Genomic DNA, 10,645 nt, shown 5'->3' on the forward strand with positions numbered 1-10,645 from the left:
CTGCTGAACCTGAGGAAAACGGCCGCGATCCGAGTTTTGGATCGCGGCCCTTTTGCTTTCCTTATCGCTTCACGCCATTTCCAGCCGCGCAGCGGCCTGTGCCTCACCGTCATCGATATCGGCGGCCACTGACGCTTCGGTGGCCGCAAGCGCCGAACGCACGCCGGCGAACAACGCCGCATGGCGGACGATGCCCTGGTGATTCGTGTCGATGTCCGCGCTGGCCTTCGGCGCCGTGCCTAGGTCCTGCAGCAGCAATGCCCGCTCCTCGGCCGTCCTGCGCCGGCTCCACCAGAGATGCGGCGAAACCCCCGCCAGCTTCGGCAGCGGCGGCATCGCCGCGGTGGCTGCGTTGAAACGCCGCGCCGCCGCGACCCGCCCGACGACGTCGATCGCGCCCATGTCGATGCCGAGCGCCGTCATCATCTCGCTCACGGCGCCGTGGACCACTTCTTCAGACTCGTTGCGGATCGATTCGAAGCGATCGAGGATCGCCTCGACCTGCGCCGCACCGGCCGTCTCGGTCGCGACCCCGGCCACGAACTGCCTCAGGTCGTCGTACCAGCTGCCTGGATCGAACTCGTCGTCCATCACGAAGCTGTCGACCAGACCGACGAAAGAGACCTCGATGCCCTCCTGCTCGAGCAGGCTGGCCGTGTGCATGGCCATCACCGAGCCCAGCGACCAGCCCAGCACCGCCACCGGGCCAGTCGGCCGGACTGCGCGGATCAGGTCCACGAAGTACGCCGACATCTGCGCGACGGAATCGAGCCGGGTCGTGTCGGTGTAGCTCAAGCCGTAGACCGCGCGCTGGCCTTCGAGATGCCGGGCCAGCGGCTGGTAGTCGAGCGCATTTCTGAGGCCCGGCGCGATGCAGAACAGCGGCGCGGCACCGGCAGGCGCGGCACCCGTGTTCAACAACAGCAACGGCTGCGGCAACGCGTCGGCCGGCAGGCCGGCGGTCAGCTTCGCGATGGTCTGTTTCTGGAGCAGGTCCTGCAACGAGAACTTCAGCCTCGGGTCCTGCGTCCGCTGCATCCTCGCGAGCAGCCTGAGCGCCATCAGCGAATCGCCGCCGAGTTCGAAGAAGTTGTCGTTGCGTCCCACGCGCGCCACGCCCAGCACCTGCGCCCACACCGCCGCCAGCGCCTCCTCCACCTCGCCCTCGGGCGCCTCGTGCGCTTGCTCGTTCGCGTACTCCGGCTGCGGCAGCGCCTTGCGGTCCACCTTCCCGTTCGGGTTCAGCGGCAACGCCTGCAGCACCACCAGCGCCCCGGGCACCATGTAGTCCGGCAGCGCCTGGCCCAATCGCTCTCTCAGCTGGGTCGGCTCGATGGCCTGTCCCTGCTGCAGCGACACGTACCCCACCAGCCTCGCGCCGGTCGGGCCTTCGTTGGCCACCACCACCGCTTCGCGCACTTCGGGCTGCGCCAGCAACTGCGCCTCGATCTCCCCCAGCTCGATGCGGAAGCCCCGCACCTTCACCTGGTGGTCGATGCGCCCCAGGTACTCCAGCTGGCCTTCACTGTTCCAGCGCACCAGGTCGCCCGTGCGGTACAGCCGTCCGCCCCGGTCGTCGAATGGATCGGCCACGAAGCGCTCGGCCGTCAGCGCCGCGCGCCCGAGGTAGCCGCGCGCCAGCAGATCCCCGCCGATGCACAGCTCGCCCGCCACGCCCTGCGGCACCAGGCTCAGGTCGCTGCCCACCACGCGCAGTGCGCGCCCGGCCAGCGGCTCGCCGATCGGCATGCGCAGCGGCACGGCCGCGCCTTCGCGCAGGTACGGCGCGCAGTCCAGCACCGATGCGGTGACGGTGGCTTCGGTCGGGCCGTAGGTGTTGAGCAGCTTCACATGCGCAAGCCCTGCTTCGCGCCATGCCTTCAGGCCTTCCGGCGGCATCGCCTCGCCGCCCGCGTGTACCTGCCGCAAGGCCCCGTAGTCGCGCGTGCCGTTACGCACGGCGTCCTGCGCGAAGTCCTGTGCCAGCAGGTGCCAGTACGCGGTGGTCAGGTCCGCCACGCTGATGCGCCTGTCGATGAGCTCGCGGTAGAAGGTTTCGCTGTCCCACAGCGTCGGTCCGCGCAGCACGATGGCTGCGCCGGCCACCAGCGGCGGGAACACCTGCTCGATGAAGCCGTCGAAGTTCAGCGTCGAGAACTGCAGCATCCGGTCGTCGCCCGTCAGTCCGAAGAAGCGCACCGACTCCTGTGCATGCTGCCCCAGCGCCTGGTGCGCAATGCCCACGCCCTTGGGCCGTCCGGTGGAGCCGGAGGTGTAGATCAGGTAGGCCAGGTTGTGCCCGTGCACCGCCACCTGCGGGTCGTGCGCAGGTTCGCCGTCCAGCGACAGCGTGTCCAGCGTGAGCCGCTTCACTGCGTCGTCCACCGGCAAGCGCGTGCCTACGTGTGACTGCGTCAGCACCAGGCCCAGCCCGCTGTCGGCCATCATGTAGGCCAGCCGTTCGGCCGGGTACTCGGGGTCCAGCGGCACGTAGGTCCCGCCGGCCTTCAGGATGCCCAGGATGCCCACCACCATCTCGATGGAGCGCTCCACAGCGATGCCCACGCGGCTCTCCGCGCGCACGCCCAGGCCGATCAGCCGGTGCGCCAGCCGGTTCGCCCGCGCATTGAGCTCGCCGTAGCGGAGCACCTGATCGCCGAACACCAGCGCATCCGCTTCGGGCCGCAGGCGCGCCTGCCGCTCCATCAGCGCGTGCACCGGCTCTTCCTGCGGGTAGCTCGTCTCGTTCACGCCCCACGCCGACAACTGTGCCCGCTCCGCAGCGTCCAGCAGCGCCACGTCTCCGACCGCCTGCTGCGGGCTGTGCGCAAGACCGTCGAGCAGCACGAGGTAATGCGCCAGCATGCGCTGCATGGCCGCGGGCTCGAACAATTCCTTGGCATAGGTCAGGGTGGCGTGGACGCCGCCGCGCTCGTCTTCCAGCAGGTCCAGCGTCAACTCGAACTGCGCACCGCGCTCGCCGAGTTCGTAGTCCTGCAGTGCCAGTCCGGGAAGATCCGAGTCCGCCTTGGCCTGGAACTTCTGGTGGTTCACCATGACCTGGAACAGCGGCGTCTGGCTCATGTCCCGTTCGGGTTGCAACGCATCCACGAGCTGTTCGAAAGGCAGGTCCTGGTGCAGCTGCGCGCCCAGCGCAGCTTCCTTGGCCTGGAGGAACACGTCGCCGAGCGTCATCCGCGGCGCAATGCGCCCGGGCAGCACCAGCGTGTTCACGAAGAAGCCGACGATGCCCTCGGTGCCGATCCGGTGGCGGTTGGCCACGGGCATGCCCACGCGGATGTCCTCCTGCCCCGTATGGCGATGCAGCAGCACGTTGAAGCCGGCCAGCAAGGACATGAAGAGCGTCGCGCCATTCGCCTTCACCAGCCGCTGCAACCCCTGGACCAGCGCGGGCGGCAGCGCGGTGCTGCAATGCGCCGCGGTGTAGTTCGCATTCGGCAGCCTCGGGCGATCGGTGGGCAGGCGCAGCACCGGCTGGGCTGTGCCCAGCTCCTGGCGCCAGTAGGCCAGTTGCCGATCGCGTTCGCCGTTCGCGAGCCAGTCCCGTTGCCACGCTGCGTAGTCCGCGTACTGAACCGACAACGGTTCGAGGGCCGCGTCCTCGCCGCGCAGGCCCGCGCGGTAGCGCTTGACGAATTCGTCGACGATGAGCTGCATCGACCAGCCGTCCGACACGATGTGGTGCATCACCACCACCAGCACATGTTCCGTCGGCGCGAGCCGTATCAGCGCCACGCGCAGCAGCGGCCCGATGCCCAGGTCGAACGGCGTCTGGTGCACCTTGTGCGCATGCGCCTCGGCCTGCGCTTCGCGCAGCCCGGTGTCCAGGCCGCTGAGGTCGATCAGCGGCACCTCGAGCGGCCACGCGGCATGGATGACCTGGTCGGCCAGCCCGTCGTCCCTGGTGCGGAACACCGTGCGCAATGACTCGTGACGATCTACCAGACCCTGGAAGCTGCTTCTCAGCACATCGACCGCCAGTTCGCCGCTCAGCCGGAAGCCGCCAGCGATGTGATAGGCGATGCTCGAAGGCGCGAGCTGCCACAGGAACCATTGGCGGGCCTGTGCATGCGACAGCGCAAGCCCGTCATTCCTGTGCGCTGTACCCAGCGAAGGAATCGCGCGCTGCACGCCGCCACGGTCACCCTCGCCGGCCCGCACCGTGGCGAGCGCCAGTTCGGCGATGGTCTGGCGCTCCAGGATTTGCCGGGGCGTGACCTTCCAGCCCGCGTTGCGCAGGCGGGCCACGATCTGCAGGCTCAGGATCGAATCGCCGCCGAGTTCGAAGAAGTTGTCGTTGCGTCCCACGCGCGCCACGCCCAGCACCTGCGCCCACACCGCCGCCAGCGCCTCCTCCACCTCGCCCTCGGGCGCCTCGTGCGCTTGCTCGTTCGCGTACTCCGGCTGCGGCAGCGCCTTGCGGTCCACCTTCCCGTTCGGGTTCAGCGGCAACGCCTGCAGCACCACCAGCGCCCCGGGCACCATGTAGTCCGGCAGCGCCTGGCCCAATCGCTCTCTCAGTTGGGCCGTCTCGATGGCCTGCCCCTGCTGCAGCGACACGTACCCCACCAGCCTCGCGCCGGTCGGGCCTTCGTTGGCCACCACCACCGCTTCGCGCACTTCGGGCTGCGCCAGCAACTGCGCCTCGATCTCCCCCAGCTCGATGCGGAAGCCCCGCACCTTCACCTGGTGGTCGATGCGCCCCAGGTACTCCAGTTGGCCTTCACTGTTCCAGCGCACCAGGTCGCCCGTGCGGTACAGCCGGCCTCCCCGGTCATCGAATGGATCGGCCACGAAGCGCTCGGCCGTCAGACCCGCGCGCCCGAGGTAGCCGCGCGCCAGCAGATCCCCGCCGATGCACAGCTCGCCCGCCACGCCCTGCGGCACCAGGCTCAGGTCGCTGCCCACCACGCGCAGTGCGCGCCCGGCCAGCGGCTCGCCGATCGGCATGCGCAGCGGCACCACAGCGCCCTCGCGCAGGTACGGCGCGCAGTCCAGCACCGACGCGGTGACTGTCGCCTCGGTCGGCCCGTAGGTGTTGAGCAGCTTCACGTGCGTGAGCCCCGCTTCGCGCCAGGCCTTGAGACCTTCGGGCGGCATCGCCTCGCCGCCCGCGTGCACCTGTCGCAACGCCCCGTAGTCGCGCACGCTGCCACTGCGCACGGCATCCTGCGCAAAGTCCTGCGCCAGCAGGTGCCAGTACGCGGTGGTCAGGTCCGCCACGCTGATGCGCCGCGCGATCAGCTCGCGGTAGAAGGTCTCGCTGTCCCACAGCGTCGGTCCGCGCAGCACGATGGCCGCGCCGGCCACCAGCGGCGGGAACACCTGCTCGATGAAGCCGTCGAAGTTCAGCGTCGAGAACTGCAGCATCCGGTCGTCGCTCGTCAGTCCGAAGAAGCGCACCGACTCCTGCGCATGCTGCACCAGCGCCTGGTGCGCGATGCCCACGCCCTTGGGCCGTCCGGTGGAGCCGGAGGTGTAGATCAGGTAGGCCAGGTTGTGCCCGTGCACCGCCACCTGCGGGTCGTGCGCAGGTTCGCCGTCCAGCAGCAGCGTGTCCAGTGCGAGCCGCTTCACTGCGTCGTCCACCGGCAAGCGCGTGCCCACGTGCGACTGCGTCAGCACCAGGCCCAGCCCGCTGTCGGCCATCATGTAGGCCAGCCGTTCGGCCGGGTACTCGGGGTCCAGCGGCACGTAGGTCCCGCCGGCCTTCAGGATGCCCAGGATGCCCACCACCATCTCGATGGAGCGCTCCACCGCGATGCCCACGCGGCTCTCCGCGCCCACGCCCAGGCCGATCAGCCGGTGCGCCAGCCGGTTCGCCCGTGCATTGAGTTCGCCGTAGCTGAGCACCTGATCGCCGAACACCAGCGCATCCGCTTCGGGCCGCAGGCGTGCCTGGCGTTCCATCAGCGCATGCACCGGCTCTTCCTGCGGGTAGCTCGTCTCGTTCACGCCCCACGCCGACAACTGTGCCCGCTCCGCAGCGCTCGACAGGTCGATGCTTGCAAAGCTGCGGTCCGGGTCGGCCGTGAGCATTTCCAGCAGGCGCACATAGCAATCCGCCAGCCGCTCCGCGGTGGCTTTGCTGAAAAGATCGGTGTTGTATTCGAGCTGCGCGAAGGCGCTGCGGGCATCGATATGGAAATCGAGCGACAGGTCGAACTTCGCGCCGACGTGCTCGGCCGGAATCAGTTCCGCGCGCGTGCGGTCGAATGCGACCTCGACCGCGCCATCGGCCATCTGCACGCCGAACATCACCTGGAACAAGGGACTGCGCGCAGCGTCGCGGTGCACCTTGCGGCTGGCCAGCAGCACCTCGAAAGGCAGGTCCGCATGCTGCAGCGCATGCATCGCATCCGAGCGCACCTGCCGGCAGATCTGGCGCAGGCTCAGTTGCGGTGCGAGCCGCGCACGGAACACCTGTGTCGTGATGAAGAAGCCCAGCAGGTCGCGCACCTCGTCACGGTGGCGGCCCGCATTGGGCGTGCCCACGGCGAAGTCGCTCTGACCGCTGTACCACCCCAGCAGCATCTGCCAGGTCGCGAGCAGGATGACGAAGGGCGTGCACTTCTCTGCGCGGCAGAACTTCTGCAGCGCCATGCCCAGTTCCGGGTCCAAGGCGAAACCATGCAGCGCCCCGTTGAAGGTCTGGCGCGGCGGCCGCTCGGCATCGGTGGGAAGTTCCAGCGGCGGCACGTCGGGACCGAGGTGCGCATTCCAGTGTTCGAGCTGGCGCGCAAGATCGTTGCCGAGAACGCGCTCGCGCTGCCACAGCGCGTAGTCGGCGTACTGCACCGCCAGCGGCGGCAGGTGCACCGCGCCGCCGCTGCGCACCGCCTGTTCGTAGGCCGTGCTCAGATCCCCCGCCAGGATCGGGTTGGACCAGGCGTCCGAGACGATGTGATGCATGCACACCGCCAGCACATGGTCGTCGTCGCCGAGCGTGACCAGCCGCGCGACCAGTGCCGGCGCGCTGCCGAGATCGAACACATGCAGCGTCGTGCGGCGCACGATGTCTTCGAGGCTCGCCTTGCGCTCTGCCTCGGGCCGTCGCGACAGGTCGATGCGCTCCAGCACGAAGTCGACCTTGGCCTGCACGGCCTGCAACGCGATGCCCTCGCGCTCGAAGAAACGCGTGCGCAGGATCGCATGGCGCTCGACCACCGCCTGGAAGGCCCGCTCCAACGCATCGGCATCGACCGCGCCGCGCAGCCGAAAGGTGCGCGGCAGGTTGTACGCCGTCAGCCCGGGTTCCAGGCTCTGCAGGAACCACAGCTGTTCCTGCGCATAGGACAACGGCACCTCGTCGCCGTCCGACACCTGCGGGCGGATCTCGTCTTCGTCGTCCCATGCGGTGTCCGCCTGCGTTGGCGCTGTCCTGTCGATGCTGCTCATCAGTTTCTTGCCTTGCCCATGTCAGGCCGGTCTCCGGCCGTTGTCCAACCATTCGCCGCCGGCGGAACGCATCCGCCGGCGGATTCCCTCATGCCGCGGCCGCCGCCTCGGGCCGACCCGCAGGCTGCTGCGCTTGCGATGCCAGCTGTTCCAGCCCGTCCACGTCCTCGCTCTGCGCGCGCAATGCCGCGGCCAGCGCGGCGGGGCTGGCGTGGTCGAACACCACGCCCGGCGCCACGTCGATGCGCAGCAGCTTGCGGATGCGCGCCACCAGCTTGATCACCAGCAGCGAGTGGCCGCCGAGCTCGAAGAAGTCTTCCTCGACGCCGATGCTCTCGCGCTGCAGCAGCCTGCCCATGCTGTCGGCCAGCACGGCCTCGAGGGCATCGCGCGCGGCCGTCGCCTGCCGCGGGCGTGCGCTGTCGAGCGCGGCCAGCGGCAGCAGCGCGAGGCGATCGATCTTGCCGTTCGGCAATCTCGGGAACTCCGCCAGCACGGTGCAAAGCGCCGGCACCATGTGGGCCGGCAGCAGCGCGCCCAGTTGCGCGATCACGGCAGCGGCCTGCGCCGCTTCATCGCTTCCAACCACGAAGGCCTGCAGTTGCACGCCGCCATCGGTCCCGGGCGCGGCCAGCACCGCGGCCTGGCGCACGCCGGGCAGCGCCAGCAGCGTCGCCTCGACCTCGGCCGGCTCGACGCGAAAGCCGCGGATCTTGACCTGGTGGTCGGCGCGCCCTGCCAGGCGGATGCCGCCCTCGGGCAGCACATGGGCCAGGTCGCCCGTGCGATAGAGACGCTCGCCCGGCTCGAACGGGTCCGGCACGAAAGCGTCGCCGGGCTCGCGATTCAGGTAGCCGCGGCACAGCTGCGCGCCGCCGACATACACCGCGCCCAGCCCGCCGCTGGGCACCAGGCCAAGCGCGTCATCGAGCACGTGGACCTGGTTGTTCGCCAGCACCTGCGACAGCGGCAGGACCGGCGACGCGGCATCGCCCGCGGACACCCGGTGCACCATCACACCCACCGTGGTCTCGGTCGGGCCGTAGTGGTTGTAGACCGTGCATGCCGGCGCCAGCCGCTGCAGCCGCTCGACCAGCGCACGCGGCGTGGCCTCGCCGCCCAGCACCAGGGTGGCGGGCAACCGGGGCGCATCGTCCTCGAGCAGCGCTTCGAGGTGCGAGGGCACCATCTTGAGCGCGTCGACGTCGCGCGTGCGCACGAAGTCGGCGAAAGCCCGCGCGTTGCGCGTGTCGTCCGGCCCGGCCACCACGAGGCATGCGCCGTTGAAGAAGGCGCCGAACAGCGCGGTGTTGCCCAGGTCCGCGACCACCGAGCTGGTCAGCGCCCAGCGGCGGCAGCGGCCCAGGTCCATTGCATCGGACGCCGCGGCCACGTAGTTGAGCAGTTGCCCCTGCTCGATCACCACGCCCTTGGGCCGGCCGGTCGAACCCGAGGTGTAGAGCACGTAGGCCAGGTCGCGCGGCGATGCAGCGTGCGGTGGCGCGTCCGGCGACAAGGCTTCGATCTGTTCATCGTCCGGCGCGGCGTCCACGACGAGCGCGGGGGCCGCATCGGCCAGCACCGCATCGCGGCGCGCGGCGGGCCACTCGGGGTCCATCGGCAGGTAGCCGGCGCCGATGCGCCAACTGGCCAGCATCGCGATCAGCAGTTCAGGCGATCTCGGGAGGTTCAACGCCACCAGCGAACCCGCACTCACACCCTGGCCGGCGAACCAGTGCGCCATTCGGTTGATGCGCGCATGCAGCGCACGGTAGCTCAGGCGCAGCTCGCCGGCTTCGAGTGCAGGCGCATCGGGCGTCGTCTCGGCCCAATGGTCGATCCGCGCCGACAGCGACGGCGTTGCCACGTCGGTGACCGCACCGCGAAACGCCAGCAGCAGCGCGCGTTCCCGGTCTCCCACCAGCGGCAAGGCCGAGACCGGGACATCGGGTTGCGCCAGCGCGGCGTCGAGCAGCACGTGGAACTGCCACAGCAGGCGCTGCGCCGCGGCCGCCGAATAACGCGATGCATCGCCATGCAGCGAAAGACCGACGCCGTCGTTGCCGCGATCGGCCTGCAGGGCCAGCTCGAAGCACGGCATCGGGCCGGGCACGGCTTCCACCCGCCAGCCCGTGCGCGCGTCATGCTGTGCATTGAACGCAAAGCCGACGCCAAGGTGCGCGGACGTCGGCGGCGCGTCGATCGGCCAGTATTCCTGCGCCTCGACGTGCGAAGCAAGGGTCGCACCGAGCTGCGACAGCCAGTGCGAAAACCCTTGCGACGGCGCGACTTGCACGACCACGGGAAGGATCTTCTCGAACACGCCGACCGATCCTTGCATGACCTCGTAGTCGTGCCGGCAATCGTGCTGCCAGCCACCGGCGAAGGCACCGCCTTCGGTCGGTTCGGTCAGGCGTGCCATCAGCAGCCACCATGCCGCCTGCAGAACGACCTGCGGCGTGGTGCCGGCCCTGGCGGCGGCATCGTCGACGCGTGCCAGCAGTGCGGCATCGATGCTGTCGGCGGCGAGCAGGCGATGCCCGTCCTTCGCCGTCGCGGCACCCTCGTGCCTGACACGCAGTTGCGGTGCTGCCAGTGCGGCCGCCTCGCCGACGTACCCGCTCCAGTAGGCACGTCCCTGCGGCGCTTCGTCGCCGTCTTCGAGGTCGAGCCGCCACTCCACGAACTGTGCGTACTGGAAAACATCGTCTTCATCGGGCAAGGGCTCGCCCAGGTAATGCGCAACGCCTTGCTCGAACAGGTTCTGCAGGCTCCCCTTGTCCGCGGCAAAGGGGCTGGCCGCCAGCACCAGCGTGTGCTGCGCGTCGCCCTGCCGGACCAGCCCGACCCGAAACACCTGCCCGCGTGCAATCTCCAGCGGCTCCTGTGCGAAGGCGGTGAGCCAATCGGTCAATGCCGCATCGCGATCGGCACGGCCGCCGAGGTCGGCGCTGCGCCAGTCGAGCGCCGGCATCTCATCCAGCGGTTGCTGCCGCAGTCCGCGAAAGCCCGCGGCCTGCACGACCGCTGAGCGCAGCGCGCCGTGCGACCGAGACACCGCGTCGATCGCGTCGCGCAGGCGCGATGCGTCGAGCGGGCCGTCGATGCGCGCGCGCAGCGTCATCAATGCCGCGCCGGCTGCCTGCGACATGGCGCCGGCGGCCCGTTGCTCGGGGCTCAGCGCCAGCGTGGTTGGCGTGGGTTCAAGAATCACAGACATGGTCCG

At 69.6% G+C, this 10,645-nt stretch carries 2 protein-coding genes; both read right to left on the minus strand.

What is annotated here, in order from left to right; genetic code table 11:
• Nucleotides 1–69: 69 nt before the first annotated feature.
• Entirely contained in the window at nucleotides 70–7,419 is a 7,350-nt protein-coding gene (locus GNX71_RS23465) for a non-ribosomal peptide synthetase (RefSeq protein WP_206174651.1), read from the minus strand.
• Between the two features lie 88 nt (nucleotides 7,420–7,507).
• A complete protein-coding gene (locus GNX71_RS23470) occupies nucleotides 7,508–10,639 on the minus strand; it encodes an amino acid adenylation domain-containing protein (RefSeq protein ID WP_206174652.1) in 3,132 nt (1,043 codons plus the stop codon).
• Nucleotides 10,640–10,645 lie beyond the last annotated feature (6 nt).

It is taken from the genome of Variovorax sp. RKNM96 (genome assembly GCF_017161115.1).
Taxonomy (GTDB): domain Bacteria; phylum Pseudomonadota; class Gammaproteobacteria; order Burkholderiales; family Burkholderiaceae_C; genus Variovorax.